The following is a 23,256-nucleotide window of genomic DNA, read 5'->3' on the forward strand; positions in this document are numbered from 1 at the left end:
CACTCCTTCGGTGCTGACGGGGTCGGCGGTCGGTGCGGCGCCGGGCCGGGCGGTCCCCTCCGCCACCCGGCCCGGCGGCGCGGTTCAGCCGGCCCGGCGGTCGGCCTGCTTCGGGATCCGGACCGTCGCGGGCGGCAGGCCCAGCAGCAGGGCGAGGGCGGGCAGCGCGGCGTCGGCCCGGGCCTGGTCGAGGTCGGCGGCCGCTTCGGCGGCCGGTGCGGCGGGACGGCCCAGCGGGCCGGCCGCGACCCGTTCGCCGACGGTCCGCCGGACGCCCGCCTCCAGGGCGGAGAACGTCCGGCGCAGCACCGGCAGCAGGTCGGTGAAGGTCTCCGGGCGCACCCCGGTCAGCCAGTCGTCGAGCAGCGCCAGCAACCGGGTGTCGTGCAGCAGCAGGGCGCCGCCGCCGGCGAGGAAGCCCTCGATCCAGCCGGCCGCGTCGGCCGGTGTGCCGCCCGGCGAGAGCACCAGGCCGAGCCGGCGGCCGGCCTCCTCGCCGTCCAGCCGGCCGTCGTCCAGCAGCAGCCGGACCGAGCGTCCGCGCAGCAGGCCCGGGGCGCCGGTGGCCGGGCCGGCGGAGGGCTCCCGGATGGCCAGCGAGTGCAGGGCGCCGGCCCAGCGCTCGGCGATCGGGTCGTCGTCCCGGTCGTCCTGGTCGTTCCGACCGTTCTGGGCGGCCAGCAGACCGACGGCCGCGTGCACGGCGTCCAGGTGCGAGCGCATCGCGTTGGCGCCGTCGTCGTCCAGGCCGGTGCAGGCGGCCGGCAGGCCGGTGCAGATCCGCTCGGCGAGACCGCGGGCGACCCCGGCCAGGGCCGCGCCGTCGGTGCCGCGCACGTCGCCGTAGCGCAGCGCCCGCACCAGCGCCGGCAGCGCGGCGGCGAGGTGGGCCACGTCGGTGTCCAGCGCGGCGCGGTCCGCGAGCAGCCGCATCACGGCGGGCAGCGCGGCGGGGAGGGCGGCGAGCAGGCAGCGCTCGGCCAGTGCCGTCAGGGCGGCCAGTTCGGTGGCGGCCGCCGCCTCGCCGACGGCCCTGCCGGTGGCGGCGTCCTCGACCGTGGTGCCCCAGTGCGCGGCCTCCACCACCCGGACGGCGAACTCGGGCTCCCAGCGCAGCCGCCAGGTCTCCCGGAAGGTGCCGGTGGAGTTGACGGCCGACCGGCTCGGGGTGCCCCAGTCGATGCCGAGCAGGCGCAGCCGGTGCAGCAGCGTCGAGCGGTCGGCGTCGAGCTGCCGGCGCAGGTCCAGGACGAGTTCGCGCTCGGTCGGCTCGGGCTTGAGCCGCAGGCTGCGCTGGATCCGGGCCAGGTCCCGCTGGAGCGGGACGGCGGGCGCGGAGTCGGGCACCTCGCCGAGGGCGTCGCCGACCACCAGCCGGTCGTGCACCAGGGCGAGGGCCACGTCGGAGCCGTCGCACATCACGGACCGGACGGCGTCCAGCGTCTCGGTGAGCCCGGCGAGCGGGCGCCCGCGCATCGCGGCGAGCGTGTCCGCCAGCCGGACGGCCTCGATGACGTGCGCGGAGGAGACCGGGTGGTCCTCGGCCCGCAGCAGCTCGGCGACCCGGGTCATCCAGCGGGCGACGGTGTCGCGCTCGGCGGCGAACAGGTGGTGGTACCAGCCGGGCGAGTCGATGCCGGCGCCGTACCCGGTGTGCTGGGAGAGCCTGCGGTGCGTCCAGGGCACCCAGGTGATCTCGGTGCGCACCTTCTTCGGCAGGCCGGCCAGCAGCGCCTTGTCGTGCGCCGCCGTCGGCATGTCCCGCAGCGCGGGGACGTGCCAGGCGCCGCAGACCACCGCGGCCCGGGTGTGCCCGGCGCGGCGGGCGGCCCGCAGCTGCTGGCGCATGTACGCCTCACGCAGCTCGTCCCGGCGGCCGGTCGGGACGCCCTCGCGCAGCGCGGCCATCGCCTCCGCCACCGCCTCGAAGGGGGCGAGCGCGTCGGTGCCCGGGGCGCGGTGCTCCACCACGTCCTCCCACCAGCGCTCGGGGTCGTCGTGGCCGGCGGCCTCGGCGAGGGCGGCGATCGGGTCGGTGGCGGGGCCGTGCACCTCCCCCGGCCCGGCCCCCGGTGCTCCCGGCGCGGGCGCGTCGGCGGCGAGGGTGTGGGCGGCCGGCAGGTCGATGAAACGGACCGGGATGTGGTGCTCGACCGCGTACCGCAGCGCCACCCACTCCGGGGAGAAGACCGCGAACGGCCAGAACGCGGCCCGGCCCGGGTCGTCGACCACGTGCGCGAGCAGGGCGACCGGCGGCACGAGGTCCTTCTCGCCGGCCAGCGCGGCGAGGGCGTCGGCCTCCGGCGGGCCCTCGATCAGCACCGCGTCCGGGCGCAGCTGCGCCAGCGCGGCGGCCACGGCGCGGGCCGAACCGGGCCCGTGGTGCCGGATGCCGAGCAGCGTCGGTCCGTTGGTCATGTCGGTCCACCTCCTCCGGAGTGCTGGGGTCAGTTGGCGTGCTCGCGGGCGGCCCGGTAGAAGTCCTTCCAGCCGTCCCGCTCGCGGACCACGCCCTCGACGTACTCGCGCCACACGGCCCGGTCGGCGACCGGGTCGCGGACGACCGCGCCGAGGATGCCGCCGGCCACGTCGCCGGCGCGCAGCACGCCGTCGCCGAAGTGGGTGGCCAGGGCGAGGCCGTTGGTGACCACCGAGATCGCCTCGGCGGTGGACAGGGTGCCGCTCGGGGTCTTGACCTTGGTGCGGCCGTCGGCGGTGACGCCGGCGCGCAGCTCGCGGAAGACCGTGACGACCCGGCGGATCTCCTCGGCGCCGCCGGGCAGCTCGGGCAGGTCGAGCGAGCGGCCGAGCTGGCCGACCCGGCGGGTGACGATGTCGACCTCCTCGTCCAGGGTGGCGGGCAGCGGCAGGACGACGGTGTTGAAGCGCCGGCGCAGCGCGCTGGACAGCTCGTTGACGCCGCGGTCGCGGTCGTTGGCGGTGGCGATCAGGTTGAAGCCGCGGACGGCCTGGGTCTCGGCGCCCAGCTCGGGGATCGGCAGGGTCTTCTCGGACAGGATGGTGATCAGGCTGTCCTGGACGTCGGCCGGGATGCGGGTGAGCTCCTCGACCCGGGCGATCTTGCCGTCCGCCATCGCCCGCATCAGCGGGGACGGCACCAGGGCGTCACGGCTCGGCCCGTGGGCGAGCAACTGCGCGTAGTTCCAGCCGTAGCGGACGGCCTCCTCCGGGGTCCCGGCGGTGCCCTGGACCAGCAGCGTGGAGTCGCCGCTGATCGCGGCCGCCAGGTGTTCGGAGACCCAGGTCTTGGCGGTGCCGGGCACTCCGAGCAGCAGCAGGGCGCGGTCGGTGGCCAGGGTGGTGACGGCGACCTCCACGATCCGGCGCGGGCCGATGTACTTGGGGGTGATCACGGTGCCGTCGGGCAGCTCGCCGCCGAGCAGGTAGGTGGCGACCGCCCAGGGCGACAGCCGCCAGCGCTCGGGGCGCGGACGGTCGTCCTGGGCGGCGAGCGCGGCCAGTTCGGCGCCGAAGGCGTCCTCGGCGTGCAGCCTGAGGACCTCGCCCGGCGCTGCGGAGGCCGGCTCGGCGGTGGACGGCTCGGCGGTGGACGGCTCGGCGGTCAGGGCCCGTTCGGCGGCGGGGGTCTCGGTGGCGGGGGTCTCGGTGGTCATCATCGGCTCCTGGGTGCGGGCCGCCGGGCACTGCTGTGGCAGGGCACGGGCGGCTCAGGGGGTAGGTGGGACCATCGGCGCGGAGGTCGTACAGGCGTTCGCGGCCCGTGGAACCACCATGCACCGGGCCACTGACAACACCGACCGCACCACCGCGACGGTCCCCTGACGGCCCGTCGGCGGCCACCGGGGCACTGTCAGTGGTGCCGCCTAGCGTCGTGGGCATGGAGGAACGCTGGAGCACCGAACACGTCCTTTCCCTCGCCCCCGACCAGGCCTCGCTGAAGGCCGCCGGCAAGCTGTCCGGGCCGGCCCCCTGGTCCGGTACCGGCTGGGAGCAGGGCGTGCTGTGGGGGCTGTGCAAGGGCAGCGGGAGCACGCCGTACCGGGCCGCCGTGGAGCTGGCCACGCCCGCGTACACGTGCAGCTGCCCGAGCCGGAAGTTCCCGTGCAAGCACGTCCTGGGCCTGCTCGTGCTCTGGAGCGCCGGCACGGTGGAGGCCACCGAGGACGCCGGGCAACCCGACTGGGTGGCCGAGTGGATGACGGGCCGGCAGGCTGCGACCGAGCAGCGGACGGCCCGGCAGCAGGCCCGGGCGGAGGCCGATCCGGCGGCCGCCCGGCGCCGGGCCGAGCGGCGCTCCGCCCGGGTCGCGGCGGGCGCCGGGGAGCTGCGGCTGCGGCTCGCCGACGGCGTCCGCCGCGGCCTGGCCGACCACGGCGCCGCGGCCGACTGGGAGCAGGTGGCGGCCCGGATGGTGGACGCCCAGGCCCCCGGTCTGGCCACCCGGGTACGGGAGTTGGCCCACACCCCGCAGCACGGTCTGCTGGCCGGCTACGCCCTGCTGCACCTGCTGGCCGGCGCGTACGCCCGGGTCGGCGAGCTGCCCGAGGAGCTGGCCGCGACGGTCCGCACCCGGGTCGGTTTCACGGCCGACACCGCCGACCTGCTGGCCGGCCCGACCGTCCGGGACCGGTGGCAGGTGCTCGGCAGCCGGGACACCGCGGACGACCGGCTGACCACCCGCCGGCTGTGGCTGCGCGGCGCCAAGACCGGCCGTCCCGCCCTGCTGCTGGCCTTCGGCCGGCCGGGCCAGGCCCCCGAACTCGCCCTCCCCACCGGGCAGGTGCTGGAGGCCGAGCTGGCGTTCCACCCCGGTGCCCAGCCGCTGCGCGCGGTGCTCGGTCCGCGCTACGGCGCGCCCGAGGCCGGGCCCGTGGAGCCGCCCGCCGGCCTCTCCCCCGCCGAGGCGGTGGCCGCCTACGGCACGGCGGTGGCGGCGGACCCGTGGCTGGAGTCGTGGCCGGTGGTGCTGAGCGGGGTGGTGCCCGTCCTCGGGCCCGAGGGCTGGCAGCTGACCGACGGGCACAGCGCCGTTGCGGTGCGCCGCGGCTCGGTGCCCGAGCAGGCGCTGTGGCGGCTGGCCGCGGTCTCGGCCGGGCATCCGGTCACGCTGTTCGGCGAGTGCGGGCACGCCGGGTTCGCCCCGGTGACGGCCTGGGCGGAGCACGGCCGGCCGGTCGGGGTGGCGCAGTGAACCGCCCACCGGCGTACCGGCCGTGGGAACGCCGCCCCGCCACCCCGTCCCTGTCCTCGGATCCGATCGGAGGCCGGCCCTGATGCGTCCGACCACCCCCACCCCGCCCCACGCCGTCGCGGACGGCTGGGCCGAACTGGAGACCGCCGCCCTGCTGGGCACCGACCGCCGGCCGCTGCCCGGTCCGGCCGGACCGTCCGCCCTGCTGGCGGCGGCCGGCGCCGTCGACCGCACCGACCCGGCGGCCGCCCTGCTGGACCTGGCCGCGCTCACCACCGTCCGCCGCCGGGCGGGTGCCCGGGCCCTGCCGGCCCCCGAACTGCCGGAGGCCGCGCCCCCGGACGGCCGGCGCGAGCTGCCCGCGGCGGCGGCCCGCCGACTGGAGGTGCTGGTCGGCGGGCGGGCGGCCGCCGGGTCGGCCAACCTGGCGGAGCTGCTGCCGCAGTGGCTCGGCGCGGCGCTGGAACGCGGCTACCGGCTGCCGTCCGCGCTCGTCCCGGCGCTGCTGGACGCGGCCCGGGCCCGCAGCGAGCTGCGCTCCGAGGTGGTGGCGCTGGCCGGTCCCCTGGGCCGCTGGCTGGCGGAGCGCAACCCGGACTGGCGGTTCGTCCACCGGACGGCCGCCGAGTCGGTGGCGGGCCCGGCCGGCCCGCAGATCTGGCAGGAGGGCCTGTTCGCGGAGCGGGTGACGCACCTGGCCCGGCTCCGCCGCGAACGCCCCGCGGAGGCGCTGGAGCTGCTGGGCTCGACCTGGGGGACCGAACGCGCCGAGGACCGGGTGCTGTTCCTGGACGTCCTGCAGGACGGCCTCGGCCCGGCCGACGAACCGTTCCTGGAGGCGGCGCTGACGGACCGCAGCAAGAACGTCCGGGCCACCGCCGCCGAACTGCTCTCCACCCTGCCCGGCTCCGCACTTGCCACCCGGATGGCGGAGCGCGCCCGCACCGCCGTACGCCTTGAGGGGCGCCGGCTGGCGGTCAGTCCGCCCGTCGAGTGCGACGCCGGGATGCAGCGCGACGGCATACCGCCCAAGTCACCGACCGGCCGCGGGGAGCGGGCCTGGTGGTTCGGCGAGATCGTCGCGGCCGCCCCGCTCTCCCTCTGGCCCGCCGACACCGGGCTCGGCCCCGAGCAACTGCTGCGGCTGCCGGTCGGCGACGGGGAGAGCGACTGGACGGACGACCTGCGGGAGGCGTGGGCGAGGGCGGCCGTGCGCCAGCAGGACGCCGACTGGGCCCGGGCCCTGCTCGGCCCGGTGCCGCGCCCCGGACACCCCGGCCGGACGGCGGGCTCGCCCGCCCGGCTGCTGTCCGTCCTGCCCGCCCCCGAGCGGGCCGCCTGGGCGGCCGCGTTCGTCCGCGCCCACGGCCTCGGGGACGCGTTCCAGCTGCTCGGCGCCTGCGCCACGCCGTGGACGCCGCCGCTGTCCACCGCCGTGGTGGCCGCGCTGGAACGGGCCGCCGCGTCCGGCGCCTACCCGTGGAGCCACAGCGGGGTGCTGGGCATGACCGAGCGCGCACTGGCGCCCGAGGCCGCCCCGGCGGTGGAGGCACTGGCCGCGGACGCCGCACCCGACACCGCCTGGGCGGAGACCTTCACCCGGCTGGCCGGGACGCTGCGCTTCCGCGCCGCGATGCTGGCCGAGCTGGACGGGTGACGGGAGGTCAGCCGGCGCTGCGGAGGTTGGCCTCGACCCAGGACACCACGTCCTGGGTCGGGGTGCCCGGGGTGAAGATGTCGGCGACGCCGAGCGCCTTGAGCTCGACGATGTCCTCGGGCGGCACGATGCCGCCGCAGAACACCTTGATGTCCTCGGCGTCGCGTTCGCGCAGCAGCTCCAGGACCTTGGCGCAGAGGGTCATGTGCGCACCGGAGAGGATCGACAGGCCGATGCCGTCGGCGTCCTCCTGGATCGCGGTGTCGACGATCTGCTCCGGAGTCTGGTGCAGGCCGGTGTAGATGACCTCCATGCCGGCGTCCCGCAGGGCCCGGGCGATCACCTTGGCGCCGCGGTCGTGACCGTCCAGCCCCGGCTTGGCGACCACCACACGGATCGGGCCTGACACGCCCATGACTGCCTCCTGGACCTCATCGTCCACCACCCGGCCGGCCTGGTCGGGCACGGGCTTGGTGTTAACCACTCTTAACAGATCTGAGGGGAGGGTAGCGCCAACCGCGCCCGGCGTCCGTTTCGCCCGTCGAGAGGAGGGGAAAATCACAGCACCGCACACCCGTCACCCCCGCGCCGTCCGCCGCGGGGGCCCCCGCGCCACCCTGCCCGGGGAGAGCCGCATGCCGTGTTCCCCGCTGCCCGAAGGCCCCCTCACCGACCTCGACACCACCTCGACGACCCCCTCCGCGACCGCCGCCGCGGGCCTGCCGCTGCGCCGGGCCGCCGCCACCGTCCGGGGCGCCGGCGCCGAGGCCGCCGCACTCGCCCACCACCTGGTCCGCTACCCGGCCGGCATCCCGTCCGAGCCCCGGCCGCGGCCCTGCCCGCCCGGCCCCGACGGCGACCGGCCACCGCGCGGACCGGTCCTGCTGCTGCACGGCCTGGCGGACAACCGCGCGGTGTTCCGCCCGCTCCGGCGCGAGCTGCACCGGCACGGCTGGACCCACCTGCACGCCCTCAACTACTCGCCGCTGATCCGGGACGTCCGGGCCGCCGCCGCCCTGCTGGCCCGGCACGTCGCCTGGGCCACCGAGGCCCACCCCGGCGGGCCGGTGACCCTGATCGGCCACAGCCTGGGCGGCCTGATCTGCCGCTACTACGTGCAGCGCCTCGGCGGTGACGACGGCCCGGTCCGCACGGTCGTCACCCTCGGCACGCCGCACGCGGGAACGTCGGCCGCCCTGCTGCCCACCCCGTTCCCGATGACCCGTCAACTCCGTCCGGGCAGCGAACTGCTGACCGAGCTGCGGCTGCCCGCGCCGCGCTGCCCGGTCCGGTTCACCGCGCTGCGCGGCGAGCTGGACGAGGTGGTCCGGCCGGGCCGCAGCGCCTGGCTGGACCACCCGGACCTGCCGTCCGACAACCTGCTGATCCCCGGTGCGGGCCACATCGGCCTGCCCGCCCACCCGCTGGCCGTCGCGGCCGTCCGGCGGGCACTGGAGGCCCAGGACGGCGCGGGCCTGACGGAGCGACAGGCCTCCTGAGATGCACGCTTTGTCCGGAATCGAGATAAGGGGCTACAGTCTCGCCTGGTTTCTCCCCCTTCCAGCGAGGCGGCAGCGTGACCATCAACTCCCGTCGGTCCACCCGCGCCCGGCACCGTGAGGCCACCCGGCGCGGCACCCGCACCGCCGTCCTCACGGTGGCCCTGCCCTCGGTCGCCACGCTGGGGGTGTTCGCCGCCGCCGGGGCGGCCGTCCAGTACGACTGCACCCGCCCGCCCGCGCCGAGCTCCGCCGAGGCCGCGCCGGCCTCCCCGGCAACCGCCGTGCCCGGCACCGCGCCGGCCCCGGCGGATCCCGGGCGGGCCGACCGCACCGGCCCCCGGGACGCGCTGCCGGCCCCGGCCGGGGAACCGGCGCGGCCGCAGTACGTGCTGCCGGTCGCCGCGCCGGGTCTGAGCGCCGGCTTCGGGCGGGCCGGCGCCCACTGGGCCGGCCGGCACACCGGCATCGACTTCCCGGTGCCCGCCGGCACCCCCGTCCGGGCCGCCACCGACGGCACCGTCACCACCCGGTGGAGCCGCGCGTACGGCTACCTGGTCACCGTCACCGACCGGGACGGCACCAGCACCTGGTACGGGCACCTGCACTCGTACCGCATCCGCAGGGGCCCGGTCCGGGCCGGCGACGTGATCGGGTTCTCCGGCAGCACCGGCAACAGCACCGGCCCGCACCTGCACTTCGAGGTCCGCCCCGAGGGCGGGGCGCCGGTCGACCCGCTGCCCTGGCTGCTCGCCCACGGCCTCGACCCGCGCTGACCGGCCCGCCGCGTACAGGCCCGGGCCGCCCTCACGACGGGCGGCCCGGCCCCGCCGTCAGAGCTTCTCGACCGGCGCGTACCGCAGCAGCAGCTGCTTGCGACCGGCGCTCGCCCCGAAGTCGACCGTGGCCTGCGCCTTGTCGCCGACCCCCACGGTGGCCACCACCGTGCCCAGGCCGAAGGTGTCGTGGGTGACCCGGTCGCCGACGGCGAGCGTGGGCACCTCGCGGTCCGCCACCTGGCGGGCCGACTTGCCCCAGCCGGCCTTCGGCGAGGCCGCCCCGCCGCCGCCGGAGGACAGCCGGGAGGATCCGTACGAGCCCGAGGACCCCGCCGAGCGGGACGCCGGGACGGCGGCCGCGCCGGTGCGCTTCCACTCCACCAGCGGCTCCGGGATCTCCTCCAGGAAGCGCGAGGCCGGGTTGTACGAGGGCTGTCCCCAGGCGCTGCGCAGCACCGAGCGGGTCAGGTAGAGCCGCCGGCGGGCCCGGGTGAGGCCGACGTAGGCGAGCCGGCGCTCCTCCTCCAGTTCCTTGACCTGGTTGAGGGCCCGCATGTGCGGGAAGATCCCGTCCTCCATGCCGGTCAGGAAGACCACCGGGAACTCCAGGCCCTTGGCGGTGTGCAGGGTCATCATGGTGATGACGCCGCCGCCCTCCTCGTCGTCCGGGATCTGGTCGGAGTCGGCGACCAGCGCGACCCGCTCCAGGAAGTCGGCAAGCGAGCCGACCGGCGGGGTGCCGTCGTCCTCCTGGGCCTCCGGGCGCTCGCCCGGGTCCTTCTCGTACTCCAACGCGACGGCGGCGAGCTCCTGGAGGTTCTCCACCCGGGTCTCGTCCTGCGGGTCGGTGGAGGCCTGCAGCTCGGCGAGGTAGCCGGTCTCCTCCAGCACCGCCTCCAGCACGGCGGCCGGGCCCGCGCCCGACTCGACGACCTGGCGCAGGCCGGCCAGCAGCTCGTTGAACCTGCGCACCGCGTTGGCGGAGCGCGCGGCCATGCCGTACGCCTCGTCGACCCGCACCAGCGCCTGGGCGAAGCTGATCCGCTCGCGGGCGGCCAGCGCGTCGATCATCGCCTCGGCGCGGTCGCCGATGCCGCGCTTGGGCACGTTGAGGATCCGGCGCAGCGGCACGGTGTCCTCGGGGTTGGAGAGCACCCGCAGGTAGGCCAGGACGTCCCGGACCTCCTTGCGCTCGTAGAAGCGCACCCCGCCGACCACCTTGTACGGCAGGCCGACCCGGATGAACACCTCCTCGAACACCCGGGACTGCGCGTTCGTCCGGTAGAAGATCGCCACCTCGCCGGGGCGGGCCTCGCCCTTGTCGGTGAGCCGGTCGATCTCGTCGGCGATGAACTGGGCCTCGCCGTGCTCGTCGTCGGCGACGTAGCCGACCACCTTCTCGCCCTGGTCGCCGGCCGTCCACAGGTTCTTCTTGCGGCGGTTGGTGTTGCGCTCGATGACCGAGTTGGCGGCGGTGAGGATGGTCTGGGTGGAGCGGTAGTTCTGCTCCAGCAGGATCGTCGTCGCGTTCGGGTAGTCCTCCTCGAACTGGAGGATGTTGCGGATGGTCGCGCCGCGGAAGGCGTAGATCGACTGGTCCGCGTCACCCACCACGCACAGCTCGGCCGGGGCGATCTGGGCGAGCCGCGCGTCGGCCGGGTTGACGAAGTCGCCGTCGACGGTGAGCTTCGGCGCGTGCGCGGCCGCGCCGCCGCTGAGCTCGCGGACCAGCGTGTACTGGGCGTGGTTGGTGTCCTGGTACTCGTCGACCAGGATGTGCCGGAAGCGGCGGCGGTAGTGCTCGGCCACGTCCGGGAAGGCCTGCAGCAGGTTGACCGTGGTCATGATGATGTCGTCGAAGTCCAGCGCGTTGGCCTCGCGCAGGCGCCGCTGGTAGAGGAAGTACGCCTCGGCGAGCTTCTTCTCCGTCGGGTTGGCGGCCTGGTCGGCGTAGGTCTCCTCGTCGATCAGCTCGTTCTTGAGGTTGCTGATCTTCGCGGTGAAGGACTTCGGGGGGAACTGCTTCGGGTCCAGGTCGAGGTCGCGGCAGACCAGGCCCATCAGGCGCTGCGAGTCGGCCGAGTCGTAGATCGAGAAGCTGGAGGTGAAGCCCAGCAGCTTGGACTCGCGGCGCAGGATCCGCACGCACGCGCTGTGGAAGGTGGACACCCACATCGCCCGGGCCCGCGGCCCGACCAGCTGCTCGACCCGCTCGCGCATCTCGCCGGCGGCCTTGTTGGTGAAGGTGATCGCCAGGATCTCGCCGGGCTGCACGCCGCGGGCGCCCAGCAGGTGGGCGATCCGGTGGGTCAGCACCCGGGTCTTGCCGGAGCCCGCGCCGGCCACGATCAGCAGCGGCGAGCCGTGGTGCAGGACCGCCTCGCGCTGCGGGTCGTTCATCCCCTCCAGCAGCTGCGCGGGGTCGATCACGGTACGGGCGGCGCCGTTGCGGTAGTACGCGTCGCGCTCCGCGTCGGCGGCGTGGTCGGTCTGGAACAGCCCGTCCGGGATCGCCTCCTCGTACGGGGCGTCGTCATGGGGAGCCTCCTCGTACGGGGGCTCCTCGTACGGCGGGGGCTCGTCGGCGGCGGGGCGGCTCGACCCGACGGCTGGGTCCTCGAAGCCGGGGAGCGGGAGGTCGTCAAAGAGGCTACTCATGGCCCTCCGAGTCTATGACCCGGCACCGACAGCGCGTGCCGTCCCGCCGGAGCCCGCGGCCCCTCGGGACCGCGGGCCCGGTACGGCGGGCCGTGCCGTGCGCCGGGCGCTCAGACCAGCCGGCGTGCCGTCGCCCACCGGGTGAGCTCGTGCCGGTTGCTCAGCTGGAGCTTGCGCAGCACCGCCGAGACGTGGCTCTCCACGGTCTTCACCGAGATGAAGAGCTGCTTGGCGATCTCCTTGTACGCGTAGCCGCGGGCGATCAGCCGCAGCACCTCGCGCTCGCGCTGGGTGAGCCGGTCCAGGTCCTCGTCGACCGGCGGGGTGTCGGTGGCGGCGAAGGCGTCGAGGACGAAGCCGGCCAGCCGGGGCGAGAAGACCGCGTCGCCGTCGGAGATCCGGAAGATCGCGTTGACCAGGTCGGTCCCGGTGATCGTCTTGGTGACGTAGCCGCGGGCACCGCCGCGGATCACGCCGATCACGTCCTCGGCGGCGTCGGAGACCGACAGCGCCAGGAAGCGCACCCCGGCCGGGTCGGACATCAGCGGGGCGGAACGGCGGAGCACCTCGACCCCGCCGCCGCCCGGCAGGTGCACGTCGAGCAGCACCACGTCGGGGCGGGTCTCGGCGACGACCTGGACGGCGGACTCCACGTCGTCGGCCTCGCCGACCACGTCGATCCCGGTGATCTCGGTCCGGCCGATCTCGGCCCGGACCCCGGTGCGGAACATCCGGTGGTCGTCGACCAGGACCACCCGCGCGGTGCGCTCCGGTCCTTCTGGCACGGCCTCAGACATCTGCTCTCTCCATCTCCAGCTCGACCTCGGTACCGCCGTCCGGCGCCGGTCGCACCCTGGCGGTGCCCCCGTTGCGCCGCATCCGGCCGATGATCGACTCCCGTACGCCCATCCGGTCCTCGGGCACCGCGTCGGGGTCGAAGCCGGGGCCGTGGTCGCGGACGAACACGGACACCGTCCGCCCCTCCACCTCTGCGTACACCTGGACCGGTCCCCCGCCACCGTACTTGGCCGCGTTGACCATCGCCTCCCTCGCGGCCTGGATCTGCGCGGAGATCCTCTCGTCCATCGGGCAGTCGCCGACGCAGACCAGCTCGACCGGCACCCCGTGCCGGTCCTCGACCTCGGCGACCACCTGGCGGACCCGCTCGGCCAGGGTGTCCGGGGCGGCCTCGGCGGCGGCCTCCGGACGGTAGAGCCACAGCCGCAGCTCGCGTTCCTGGGCCCGGGCCAGCCGGAGCACCTCCTTGGCGTCGTCCGCGTTGCGCTGGATCAGCGTCAGGGTGTGCAGCACCGAGTCGTGCACGTGGGCGGCGATCTCGGCGCGTTCCTGGGCCCGGATCCGGGCGGTGCGCTCGGCGCCGAGGTCCTGCCACAGGCGCAGCGCGTACGGCCCGACCAGCACCAGTACCCCGGCGAGCACGGCGATCGAGGCCTCGATCACCGAGCCGAGGGTGGAGCCGCTGCCCTGGAGCACCAGGAACGCGATGATGCCGGCGACCACCAGCAGCACACCGCCGACGACCCTGGTGTAGGCGCCGCGCCGCCGGGTGGCCTCCTCCAGGCCGAACCAGCGCTGCCAGCGGGAGTCGTCGGCCTGCCGCCAGACCAGGGCGACGCCCACGCCGACGATCAGCAGCGGCCAGACGTACGGCTTGGCGGTCTGGATGTGCAGGGCGCTGAGCAGCGCCATGATGCCGACCACCAGCAGCAGCAGCGCGAAGAGCTGTCCGACGCCGCCGCGGCCGGCCGGCTTCTCGGCCTGCGCGCCGGGGACGGCCGCCTCGCCGGGGCCGGCCGGCGAGGGTTCGCCGTGGAAGGTGCGCTGGAGCAGGTCGCGCAGACGTCCGAGGCCGGCCCGGCGGCCCTTGCTCAGCTCGCCGACGCCGGCCTGGCCCGCGGGGACCCGGACGAAGCCGCCGTCCCGGTAGATCCAGCGGGTCGCGCTGCCGGGGGCCGGTTCGCCGATGCCGATCGGCACCACGAACCAGAAGGCGGCGTAGAGCAGCACCCCGATGCCCTGGGCGAAGAACAGCAGGATGAAGGCGACCCGGACCCAGGTGACCGGCAGCCCGAGGTGGACGGCGAGGCCGTGGGCGACGCCGCCGAGCATCCGGCCGTGCGGGCTGCGGTAGAGCCGCCGGTAGGGCGGCCGGGCCTCGCCGGCGGGGGTCGGTTCGGTGCCCGCGGCCGACGGGACGTCAGGGGCGGGGGGCTGGGATTCGGTGCCGGGTGCTGCCACGCCACGAATGGTCACACGCACGCGGGCCCGGGCGCATCAGGGTAGGGCCCTGAGGACCGTCTCAGGGACGGTTCAGGGTCGGCCCGGGGCCGGAACGGGTTGGGCGCGACCCACCGCAGCCCTCAGGATGGTGGCATGACGGACGAGCAGAGCACCGGGGCGGCCGACGCCCCGCCGGAGGGGGCGCAGCGCCCGCCGTTGACCCGCAGCGAGCGGCACCGCGTGGTCGCCGGGGTGTGCGGCGGGCTCGGCCGCCACCTGGACATCGATCCGGTGGTGTTCCGGGTGGTGATCGCGGTGCTCTGCCTGACCGGTGGCCTCGGGCTGTTCCTGTACGGGCTGGCCTGGCTGATCGTGCCGCGCGAGCCGGTGGGCGACCGGCCCGGGCGCACGGAGCTCCAGCGGGTGCTGACCGGCCGGGTCGACGGGCAGTCGATCGGCGCGGTGCTGCTGACGGTGATCGGCACCGGGGTGTTCTTCTCCTCCATGGGCGACGGCGGGCAGCTGTTCCCGCTGATGCTGCTCGGCGGTCTGGTGTTCCTCGCGGTGCGTTACGACCCGGAGCGCCGCCGGCGGGCCAGGGGGCTGGGCGGGCCGCGGCCGGGCGGCCCGTACGACCGGCTCGAGGAGCCGTGCGAGCAGTTGGACTGGCGTGCCTGGCAGCAGCAGTTCGGCGAGGACCTGAAGGCCGGCTGGGAGCAGCGCAAGGAGGCCGTCCAGGAGCAGCTCCGGGCGGTGCACGAGGAGCACGCCCGGGCGCGGGAGGCGGGCACGGTGCCGGCCGACGTCCCGCCGCCGGGGCCGAGCGGCTACCTGTGGGACCCGCGGCACCCGGACCGCAATCCGTACGTGCACACCCCGCCCCCCGGTGCCGCCGCGCGGCCCTGGTGGCAGCGGGCGGACCTGCCGGAGGGGGATCCGCTGCGCAAGGCGCCGCCGGCCGCCCCCGCGCCGGTGCGCACCGCGGTGCCGCAGCGGCGTCCGCGGTCCTTCCTCGGCGCGATCGCCCTGGTGGCGGCGGTCGGGGCGGGCGCCGCGGCGTGGGCGACCGGGACGAACGAGGGCGGCGGGGCGCGGATCACCGCCGTGCTGGCCTCTGCGCTGCTGGCGATCGGGCTGGCCATGGTCGTCGGCGCGAAGTTCGGCCGGGGCAAGGGCCTGGTGGTGCCGGCGCTGCTGTTGACGGTGGCGCTGGCCGGGGTCGGCTCGGCGGACGCCCGGGTGCACACCGCCGTCGGGGACCGCGACTGGGCGCCGGCCGGGGTGTCCGAGCTGCAGGAGCAGTACGACCTGGCGGCCGGTGACGCCTCGCTGGACCTGCGCGGGATCGATCCGGCGGGTGCCACCGTGGCGACCTCGGTCCGGCTCGGCGCGGGCGACCTGCGGGTGACGGTGCCGGCCGACGTCGACGTCCGGTTGCAGGTGCACAGCCTGCTCGGCGACGTCCGGCTGCCGGACGGCGAGCGGATGTCGGGGGCGAACAACCGGCGGGTGGTCGAGCTGCACCCCGTCGGGGGTCAGCCGTCCAAGGGCACGCTGGAACTGAAACTGACGGTCGGTCTGGGTGACATGAAGGTGGTTCGGGGATGAGGAAGCACCGGCTCGATCTGTTCTCGCTGATCTCGGGCGGGTTGTTCACCGTGATCGCGGTGGTCTACCTGACGGCGTCGCTCGACAGCGACTCCGTCGACGGGCGGATCGTCATCCCGGTGACCTTCGTCGTGCTGGGGGTGGCCGGTCTGGTGGGTGCGGTGACGGCGGTGTCCCGCCGGGCCCGGCCGGCGCCGGTCGAGGCGCCCGCCGAGCCCGTGGACGAACCGTAGGGGGCCCGCCCGGCCCGCTCAGCTCTGCGGCGGGCCGAGCTCCAGCTGGTCGCCGTTCCTGGTGACGGCGTACCGGGGCAGCGGCTTGGTGGCGGGCCCGTTGACCACCGCGCCGGTGGCGGCGTTGAAGCGGGAGCCGTGGCAGGGGCAGTACAGCTGCCCGTTCTTGGGGGCGTCCACGGCGCAGCCGGAGTGGGTGCAGACCGAGGACAGCCCGCAGTACTGGCCGGCGGTGGGCTGCACGATGTAGACGGCGTCGCCGCTGGCCGGGTCCTTGACCTGGGCCGAGCCGCCGACCGGGACGGCCGAGGCGGCGACGGTGACGGCGGCCCCGGTCCCGGCGCCCTCGCTCGGCCCGGGGACGGGCGTGGCGGAGGGGACGGACTTGCGGTCGCGGCCGAAGGTGGCGGTGAGCGAGCCGGAGAGCAGGCCGGCGCCGCCGATGGCGACGGCCGCGATGCCGCCGTCGATCAGCGCCCGGCGGCGGACGGCGTCCTCGGCGAGGCCCCGGGCCCGGTCGCGCCGGGCGCGCGAGGCCAGGTAGCCGTCGACGGACAGCAGCGGGGTGCCGGCCAGCAGCAGCGGGGTCCAGGCCATCAGGTAGGCGAGGTCGTTGCCGAGGTAGTACGGCGAGACGTTCCAGCTGACGGTCAGCCAGAGCGTCAGGCTGATCGCCGCGCCGCCGGCGGCGGCGAGCCGCCCCCACAGCCCGAACAGCGTGCCGAGGCCGACGGCCAGCTCACCGAAGGCGATCAGCAGCGCGAAGAGCGTGGGCGAGTGCAGGGCCGGGCCGAGCGCCCAGCCGATCGGGCTGCCGTCCTGGACGGCCTCGGTCTGTGCCACGAAGGAGGCCGGGTCGCCGGCGCCCGCCAGGTAGTGCGAGTCGGAGAGCTTGTCGAAGGCCGCGTAGACGAAGGTCACCCCGAGGAAGAGCCGCAGCGGCAGCGTCGAGCAGCGTGTCGCGGTCTCCTTCCACCGGGCCACGCGGTCCGATCTGCCCGGTCGCTCCTGTCCGCCATGCCCCGCCGTCATGCCGTGCCTCCCGCTCGTCCCCTGTCAACTGCTGACAGGTCCGGTCCGATTCTGCCCGTTGTTGTACGCGTTCCGTCGTAGGCCCCACAACAGACGGCCGCGCCGCCACTCCCATAGGTACGGAAGTGACGGCGCGGCCGTTCAGTTCGGGAGGGACTTCACTCCCACTCGATGGTGCCCGGCGGCTTGCTGGTGCAGTCCAGGACCACCCGGTTGACGTCCTTGACCTCGTTGGTGATCCGGGTCGAGATCTTCGCCAGCACCTCGTACGGCAGGCGCGACCAGTCCGCGGTCATGGCGTCCTCGGAGGAGACCGGGCGCAGCACGATCGGGTGGCCGTAGGTGCGGCCGTCACCCTGGACGCCGACGCTGCGGACGTCCGCGAGCAGGACCACCGGGCACTGCCAGATCTCACGGTCCAGACCGGCCGCGGTCAGCTCCTCGCGGGCGATGGCGTCGGCCTCGCGGAGCAGGTCGAGCCGCTCCTTGGTGACCTCGCCGACGATCCGGATGCCCAGGCCGGGGCCGGGGAACGGCTGGCGCTGGACGATCTCCTCCGGCAGGCCGAGCTCCTGGCCGACCATCCGGACCTCGTCCTTGAACAGCTTGCGCAGCGGCTCGACCAGCTGGAACTGGAGGTCCTCGGGCAGGCCGCCGACGTTGTGGTGGGACTTGATGTTCGCGGTGCCGGTACCGCCGCCGGACTCCACCACGTCCGGGTACAGGGTGCCCTGGACCAGGAAGTCGACCGACTCGCCGCTCGCGCCGGCCTCGGCCACGATCTCGGCCTGGGCCTGCTCGAAGACCCGGATGAACTCCCGGCCGATGATCTTGCGCTTCTCCTCCGGGTCGCTGACACCCTTCAGCGCGTCCAGGAAGCGCTCCTCGGCGTCCACGACCTTGAGCTTGACGCCGGTCGCGGCCACGAAGTCCTTCTCGACCTGCTCGGTCTCGCCCTTGCGCATCAGGCCGTGGTCGACGTACACGCAGGTCAGCCGGTCGCCGATGGCGCGCTGCACCAGGGCCGCGGCGACCGCGGAGTCCACGCCGCCGGACAGGCCGCAGATCGCGCGCTTGTCGCCGACCTGCTCGCGGATGAGCGCGACCTGCTCGTCCACCACGTTCACGGTGGTCCAGCTCGGCGCGATGCCGGCGCCGCGGTAGAGGAAGTGCTCCAGGATCTGCTGGCCGTGCGTGGAGTGCAGCACCTCGGGGTGGTACTGCACGCCGTACAGCCGGCGCTCGTCGTTCTCGAAGGCGGCGACCGGGACCACGTCGGTGGAGGCGGTCACGGTGAAGCCCTCGGGCGCGGCCGAGCAGGCGTCGCCGTGCGACATCCACACCGACTGCTCGGCGGGAGTGCCCTCGAAGAGCGTCGAGCCCGTCCGGCTGACGTGCAGCGGGGTGCGGCCGTACTCGCGGGCGCCGCTGTTGTCGACGGTGCCGCCGAGCGTGATCGCCATCAGCTGGAAGCCGTAGCACATGCCGAAGACCGGGACCCCGGCCTCGAAGATCGCGCGGTCGAGCCGCGGGGCACCCTCCTCGTAGACCGACGAGGGGCCACCGGAGAGGATGATCGCCTTCGGGTTCTTGGCGAGCATCTCGGCGACCGGCATGGTGCTCGGCACGATCTCGCTGTAGACCCGGGCCTCACGCACCCGACGGGCGATGAGCTGGGCGTACTGGGCGCCGAAGTCGACCACCAGGACGGTGTCGTTCTCGGCTACGGACTGGTCGGGAAGAGCAGAGGACACGGACGGCCTTCCGGCATGGGTATCAGAAGGTGTCGCGCGCCACACGCCCTTGACAGGGGGCGACGGGCGACGGGCGGGGGTATGGCTCCGAGTCTACCGGGCACGCGGCAGGCCCCCGGTTCACCCGCTTGCCACCCGCCCGGGCCGTGACCGCGCCCGGCGCCGGATCGTTGCTCCACACGACCGTCCGGCCCCGGCGCACCCCCCAGGTGCGGCGGTGACCGCGCGGTCGGCAGGACCACGCGTGGAAGTCATCCCAGTCCACCGGCGCGCGTGGCGGGCCAGGCCCGCCGTGGGACCGCGCCCCGGTGCCGTGGCCGGACAGCAGGGGACAGCGATCCGGCCACGACTGACCGGCAAGGGGGCGGCGGAACGGTACCCGGGGACGCCCGGCGCCGCCCGCCGCTCTCTCGGCGGACCGGTCCGCTCCGGTGCACTCCCCCGTGCGCCCCTGCTTGCAACTACTACGCAGAGTAGTCGATCGCGGGGCCGACGAACCGTCCCGCCGAGCGTCCCGAACCGTCCCCCGGCAGCCACCGTGCTCGGAGCTGCTCGAAATTGGACTGTGCCGAACTGTGTCGAATCGGTTGCACAGTAAGGCCTCCGTCCAGCACGATGCTGGTTGTGGGGGTTGGCCTGAGCACCGTTGACGACGGTCCCGGGCCGGCGGTCCGCAGCCGTCGTCCGGCGTGCGACGACACCGGCCGCGGATCACGCTCCGTGAGGACGGGCCGTACCCCGCATCCGCGCGGCGCACACCTGCCCACCCGAGCAGGTGCCGTCGCCCTCCCCGAACCGCCCGACCCGACGGCGCTCCTCCCCCGGCGCCGTCACCCCAGCACCGGTGCCGCCCTGACGCCGCGTGCTGAACGACAAAGGGCCCCGTTCCCCCGCGGGGCCCTTTGCCTCGTCCGGACTCGGACCCGGGGCCGGTGCGGCGCCCGTGCCGTGCCGGTGCCGGTCAGGAGCCGGCGGGCCGCCGGAACTCCTCGTGCGAGTCGATCACCTCGGGGGCGTACTGCGGCGGGATCGCCGGCGGCGCGGCCGGGGTCTCGGGCACGGCCGGGGTCTCGGGCACCGGCTCCACCGCCGCCGCGACCGGTGCGACCGACGGCGGCGGCGGGAACGGCGGCCGCACCGGCGCACCCGCGCCCGCACCCGCGCGCCGGCCGCGGACCGCCGACAGCAGCGGCGGCAGCGCCAGCGCCCCCAGCGCCGTCCACAGCAGGTTGGCCACCAGCACGCTGACCAGCGCCAGGCCGATCGTGGTGTGTGCCTCGGAGTGCAGCTCCGGACGGTCGGCGGACAGCTTCGGGCCGCCACCCACCGGCCGCGTCCGGAAGCCCAGCCCCATCCCGGCCACCAGCATCGGCACGGTGAGCACCACGGTGTGCACCACGGCCAGCCGGATCCGGTCCACGGCGTCGAGCCGGCGCCGGTACGCGGACCAGCCGAGCAGGCAGGCCGAGCCGACCGCGAGCAGCACCGCCCAGCGCCAGTGCCCGCTGTAGTCCTGGAGGTCGAACAGCGAGGCCTTGAACTGGCTCAGCCCGTCGGAGGGGAGCGAGGAGGTCGCCGTGCCCTCCAGGCTCGCCCCCGAGCCGAAGCCGAGCAGCAGCAGCCCGCCGTTGGGGATCAGCAGCAGCCACAGCGGGTCCGCCGGCAGGCCGTCCTGGGCGAGCACCACCACCGTCGCAGCCAGCGAGGCCGCGCCGACCGAGGCCGCCGCCACCCGGCCCGAGACCAGGGCGCCGACCAGCCAGCCGCGCGCTCCGGGCCGCTGCCAGGCCGCCCGGCGCAGCACGTCCGTGCCGAACACCAGGAAGGCGGTCAGCGCCGCCAGGAGCACCGTCCAGCCCGCCGACTGGGCCCAGCCCGCCTCCAGCGTCTCCCGCGGGCTGAGCGACAGGCCGAACCGGCCGGGGGCCGCCCCGGGGTCGTCCAGGTAGCGGGCGGACGGCTCGCCGGTCCTGGTGCCGGCCGCCGCCCCGACCAGCACGGCCACCAGCCCGGCCAGGCCCGCCACCCGGGCGGTCTCCAGCAGCGCCCGCCGCGTGGTCACCTCACCGCCGGAGCGGACCCGCCAGCTCCGCAGCGCGGGCCGCAGCCCGAGCCACAGGGCCCCCAGCCACAGCACCAGCACGGTCAGCGGCAGCAGCCGCATGTCGGTCTCGTAGCCGACCACCGAGAACCCGCGCGCCGCACTGTGCAGCGGCGCCCCGAACGCGGCCGTGGTCAGCACCGCCGCGGCCCCGAACCGGTTGCTGAACGGGTACCCGCCGCCGATCACGTCCTCGGGCATCGCCAGCAGCAGCGGCACCAGCAGCAGGACGGCGGTCGGCGGCACCAGCGCCCGCAGGGCGGGCACCCAGTCGGGGCTGAGCAGCCTGCGCAGCAGTTCCGGCCGGCCCGCCGAGGGGTCGTACGGGACGCCGCGGCCCCACCGGCCCAGCGGCGGCGGGCCGCTCGGCGCCGGTCCGGCGGTGAACCCGGGCGCGGCGGCCAGCCCGGCGTACGCGCCGGAACCGCCGACCTCGATCACCTCGCTGATCGCGGACCCGGCCGCCGGTTCGCCGAACGGCCGGCCGCAGGCGGCGCAGCGCCGCGCCCCGTCCGCGGACCCCGCTCCACAGGACGTGCAGATCGCCGCCACGCCATTCCCCCTGGTGTCTCGCCCGAAGCCCGTTTATCCCATCGGCCTTCGAACGGTGTCAACCGGCTTCCCGGGGCCCTCAGTCCTGCCCCTGCGCTTGGTCCCGGGCCTCCTCCGGTGCCTGGTCCTGCGCCTGGTCCCGGGCCTCCTCCGGCGCGGTCGCGCCGGCCGGTGCGGGGCGCCGGGCGGGCACCTCGGGGACCGGCAGCAGCAGCGCGCCGAAGGCCCCGGAGGGGACGGCCGGCCGGTGCGGGGCGACCGCCGGGACCCGCCGGTAGGGCTCCTGCTGGCCGGGGCGCCGGTCCGGCTCGCCCTTGTTGGGCCACATCGACAGGGCCCGCTCCGCCTGCGCGGTGATGGTCAGCGAGGGGTTGACGCCCAGGTTGGCGGAGATGGTCGAGCCGTCCACCACGCTGATCCCCGGGTGGCCGAAGAGCCGGTGGTAGGGGTCGACCACGCCGGTGTCCGGGCTGTCGGCGATCGCGCAGCCGCCGATGAAGTGGGCGGTCAGCGGGATGTCGAAGATCTCGCCGGCGGAGCTGCCGGCATAGCCGTTGATCGAGGCGGCGAGCGCCTTGGCGGCTTCCTCGGCGGCCGGGATCCAGGTCGGGTTGGGCGCGCCGTGGCCCTGCCGCGAGGTCAGCTTCCCCTTGCCGATGCCGGACTTCTTCAGCGAGACGGTCAGCGAGTTGTCCAGCGACTGCATCACCAGGCCGATGATGGTCTTCTCCGACCAGCGGTGCTGGTTCATCGACTGGGCGAAGATCACCGGGTGCCGCGCCGCCGTGACCAGGTACCGCAGCCAGCGCGGGCCGCGGCCGGCGCCGGGCACCTGCTGGATGCTCAGCGCGCCCATCGCGTTGGAGCCCTTGCCGTAGCGGACGGGCTCGATGTGGGTGTTCTCGTCCGGGTGGATCGAGGAGGTGATGGCGACGCCCCGGGTGAAGTCGACCCGCTCGCCGTAGCGCCGGTCCGTGGTCGAAGCACCCACCAGCGCCTCGGAGTTGGTCCGGGTGAGCTCGCCGAGCCGCGGCGAGATGCCGGGCAGGTGCCCGCCGTCCCGCATCCGGTGCAGCAGCGTCTGGGTGCCGTAGGTCCCGGCCGCGACGACCACCCGGGCGGCGGTGATCGTCCGGGCGCCGGCCCGGACCGGGTCCTTGGAACGGGAGTCGGTGCGGCGCACGTCCACGGCGAAGCCGTCGCCCAGCGGTCGGATCCGGGCGACGGTGGTCAGCGGGTGGATCTCGGCGCCGTTGCGCTCGGCGAGGTGGAGGTAGTTCTCCACCAGGGTGTTCTTGGCGCCGTGCCGGCAGCCGGTCATGCACTCGCCGCACTCGGTGCAGGCCCGGCGGCTCGGCCCGGCCCCGCCGAAGTACGGGTCGGGCACCTCGCCGCCCGGTGCGGTCTTGGCGGAGCCGTCGCCGTCCTCGCCGTCGCCGAAGAAGACCCCGACCGGGGCGAGGTGGAAGGTGTCACCGACCCCCATCGTCTCGGCGGCGGCCTTCAGGTGGACGTCGGACGGCGTCACGGTCGGGTTGGTGCGCACCCCGAGCATCCGCTGCGCCTGGTCGTAGTGGGGTGCGAGCTCCTGCTGCCAGTCGGTGATGTGCTTCCACTGCCGGTCCTCGAAGAACGCCTTCGGCGGCACGTACAGGGTGTTGGCGTAGTTCAGCGAACCGCCGCCGACGCCCGCACCGCCGAGCACCAGGACGTTGGCCAGCAGGTGGATCCGCTGGATCCCGTACAGGCCGAGGGCGGGCGCCCAGAGGTAGTTCCGGGTGTCCCAGGAGTTCTTCGGCAGCTCGTCGCGGCCGAACCGGCGGCCGGCCTCCAGGACGGCGACCCGGTAGCCCTTCTCGGTCAGCCGGAGTGCGGCGACCGAGCCGCCGAAGCCCGAGCCCACCACGACCACGTCGTAGTCGAGACCGTCGCTGTCCGCCATCTGCCGTTGCTCCTTCGAGGATCGTGG

General features: G+C 75.4%; 16 protein-coding genes. 6 read left to right on the plus strand and 10 right to left on the minus strand.

Annotation, left to right across the window (positions count from 1 at the left end):
* Positions 1-84: 84 nt before the first annotated feature.
* Both ACIOFR_RS06485 and ACIOFR_RS06490 read right to left on the minus strand, forming a co-directional pair.
* Positions 85-2,418, minus strand: coding sequence for a DUF5682 family protein (locus ACIOFR_RS06485; protein ID WP_400992957.1), 2,334 nt, complete (start codon positions 2,416-2,418; stop codon positions 85-87).
* Positions 2,419-2,447: 29 nt separating this feature from the next.
* Positions 2,448-3,635 carry an AAA family ATPase gene (locus tag ACIOFR_RS06490; RefSeq protein WP_400992958.1) on the minus strand — a complete coding sequence of 396 codons (1,188 nt, stop codon included), beginning with the start codon at positions 3,633-3,635 and terminating at the stop codon, positions 2,448-2,450.
* A gap of 224 nt (positions 3,636-3,859) precedes the next feature.
* Between ACIOFR_RS06490 and ACIOFR_RS06495 the strand changes: the two genes are divergently transcribed.
* Together ACIOFR_RS06495 and ACIOFR_RS06500 are read left to right on the plus strand one after the other, a co-directional pair.
* Positions 3,860-5,173, plus strand: a complete 1,314-nt coding sequence (locus tag ACIOFR_RS06495) for an SWIM zinc finger family protein (protein WP_400992959.1) — start codon at positions 3,860-3,862, stop codon at positions 5,171-5,173.
* 82 nt (positions 5,174-5,255) lie between these two features.
* Positions 5,256-6,830 carry a DUF5691 domain-containing protein gene (locus tag ACIOFR_RS06500; RefSeq protein ID WP_400992960.1) on the plus strand — a complete coding sequence of 525 codons (1,575 nt, stop codon included), beginning with the start codon at positions 5,256-5,258 and terminating at the stop codon, positions 6,828-6,830.
* Between the two features lie 7 nt (positions 6,831-6,837).
* On the opposite strand, the gene ACIOFR_RS06505 is transcribed toward ACIOFR_RS06500, so the two are convergent.
* Positions 6,838-7,245, minus strand: coding sequence for a cobalamin B12-binding domain-containing protein (locus ACIOFR_RS06505; protein WP_371503330.1), 408 nt, complete (start codon positions 7,243-7,245; stop codon positions 6,838-6,840).
* 220 nt (positions 7,246-7,465) lie between these two features.
* Between ACIOFR_RS06505 and ACIOFR_RS06510 the strand changes: the two genes are divergently transcribed.
* A complete protein-coding gene (locus tag ACIOFR_RS06510; protein WP_400992961.1) occupies positions 7,466-8,329 on the plus strand; it encodes an esterase/lipase family protein in 864 nt (287 codons plus the stop codon).
* A gap of 77 nt (positions 8,330-8,406) precedes the next feature.
* Positions 8,407-9,105 carry a M23 family metallopeptidase gene (locus ACIOFR_RS06515; RefSeq protein WP_400992962.1) on the plus strand — a complete coding sequence of 233 codons (699 nt, stop codon included), beginning with the start codon at positions 8,407-8,409 and terminating at the stop codon, positions 9,103-9,105.
* A gap of 57 nt (positions 9,106-9,162) precedes the next feature.
* Here the strand turns inward: ACIOFR_RS06515 and pcrA are convergent, their stop codons facing one another.
* The 3 genes from pcrA to ACIOFR_RS06530 all read right to left on the minus strand — a co-directional run bounded on the left by pcrA (position 9,163) and on the right by ACIOFR_RS06530 (position 14,025).
* The gene (gene pcrA, locus ACIOFR_RS06520; protein WP_400992964.1) at positions 9,163-11,766 is read right to left on the minus strand and encodes a DNA helicase PcrA; all 2,604 of its coding nucleotides are present in this window, start codon (positions 11,764-11,766) and stop codon (positions 9,163-9,165) included.
* 110 nt (positions 11,767-11,876) lie between these two features.
* On the minus strand, positions 11,877-12,563 hold the full coding sequence (locus ACIOFR_RS06525; RefSeq protein ID WP_400992965.1) for a LuxR C-terminal-related transcriptional regulator: 687 nt from the start codon (positions 12,561-12,563) through the stop codon (positions 11,877-11,879).
* Entirely contained in the window at positions 12,556-14,025 is a 1,470-nt protein-coding gene (locus tag ACIOFR_RS06530; RefSeq protein ID WP_400992966.1) for a PspC domain-containing protein, read from the minus strand. The genes ACIOFR_RS06525 and ACIOFR_RS06530 overlap by 8 nt, the downstream gene beginning before the upstream one ends.
* A gap of 135 nt (positions 14,026-14,160) precedes the next feature.
* Between ACIOFR_RS06530 and ACIOFR_RS06535 the strand changes: the two genes are divergently transcribed.
* Positions 14,161-15,615: a PspC domain-containing protein gene (locus ACIOFR_RS06535; protein ID WP_400992967.1), complete on the plus strand. Its 1,455-nt coding sequence runs from the start codon at positions 14,161-14,163 to the stop codon at positions 15,613-15,615.
* Complete coding sequence (locus tag ACIOFR_RS06540; protein WP_400992968.1) at positions 15,612-15,848, plus strand: hypothetical protein; 237 nt, start codon at positions 15,612-15,614, stop codon at positions 15,846-15,848. Before ACIOFR_RS06535 ends, ACIOFR_RS06540 begins: the two co-directional genes overlap by 4 nt.
* An 18-nt stretch (positions 15,849-15,866) precedes the next feature.
* On the opposite strand, the gene ACIOFR_RS06545 is transcribed toward ACIOFR_RS06540, so the two are convergent.
* The 4 genes from ACIOFR_RS06545 to ACIOFR_RS06560 all read right to left on the minus strand — a co-directional run bounded on the left by ACIOFR_RS06545 (position 15,867) and on the right by ACIOFR_RS06560 (position 23,229).
* Complete coding sequence (locus tag ACIOFR_RS06545; protein WP_400992969.1) at positions 15,867-16,832, minus strand: Rieske 2Fe-2S domain-containing protein; 966 nt, start codon at positions 16,830-16,832, stop codon at positions 15,867-15,869.
* Between the two features lie 206 nt (positions 16,833-17,038).
* Positions 17,039-18,634 (minus strand): glutamine-hydrolyzing GMP synthase, encoded by a 1,596-nt coding sequence (gene guaA, locus ACIOFR_RS06550; protein WP_400992971.1) that lies wholly within the window; start codon positions 18,632-18,634, stop codon positions 17,039-17,041.
* Positions 18,635-19,595: 961 nt separating this feature from the next.
* Positions 19,596-21,287, minus strand: coding sequence for a hypothetical protein (locus ACIOFR_RS06555; protein ID WP_400992973.1), 1,692 nt, complete (start codon positions 21,285-21,287; stop codon positions 19,596-19,598).
* A gap of 79 nt (positions 21,288-21,366) precedes the next feature.
* On the minus strand, positions 21,367-23,229 hold the full coding sequence (locus ACIOFR_RS06560) for a GMC oxidoreductase (RefSeq protein ID WP_400992974.1): 1,863 nt from the start codon (positions 23,227-23,229) through the stop codon (positions 21,367-21,369).
* Between the last annotated feature and the right edge of the window lie 27 nt (positions 23,230-23,256).

It is taken from the genome of Kitasatospora sp. NPDC088346, assembly GCF_044740765.1.
Lineage (GTDB): Bacteria > Actinomycetota > Actinomycetes > Streptomycetales > Streptomycetaceae > Kitasatospora.